The 442-nt window shown below is 62.7% G+C and carries 1 protein-coding gene; it reads right to left on the bottom strand.

Annotated elements, in window-relative coordinates; translation table 11 throughout:
* The coding region (locus tag RM446_RS24685) for an immunoglobulin-like domain-containing protein (RefSeq protein WP_311547841.1) at positions 1–389 on the bottom strand (389 nt) is incomplete at its 3' end.
* Positions 390–442 lie beyond the last annotated feature (53 nt).

The following is a 442-nucleotide window of genomic DNA, read 5'->3' as shown; positions in this document are numbered from 1 at the left end:
TTATAGACGTCATCGGCAGGGGCGGCGACGGTGGCAGTACCGGAAGTGGCACCGGCAGCGATGGTGATTACCGCGCCGTTGCTCAGGGTCACGGTGACTGGAGTACCAGCGGCATTAGTCAGGGTCGCGGTGTAGACAATCGAACCACCTTCGGCCACGGACTCGGTCGCACTCAGGCTCAGAGTGGTGGTGTCGGGGGTATCGGTGACCGAGGTCGCGGCAGGCTTGTCGCTGACTTCCAGTTTGTCGTAGTTTCCGCCGTCCGCCTTGGTAATGCTGGTGCTCAGGGAACTGCCGCCAGCGAGGGCATCGTTGGGTGCGGTGAAGTTCACCGAGCCCTGGCTTTCGCCAACCGGAATCGTGATGGTCTGTCCGTTGGACAGGGTCACCACGACTGGGGAGCCGGTCACTGGCGCAGTCACCGATGCGGTGTAAACGACGG

It is taken from the genome of Streptomonospora wellingtoniae (assembly GCF_031845375.1).
GTDB lineage: Bacteria > Actinomycetota > Actinomycetes > Streptosporangiales > Streptosporangiaceae > Streptomonospora > Streptomonospora wellingtoniae.
This window is presented reverse-complemented; position numbering and strand designations above follow the sequence as displayed.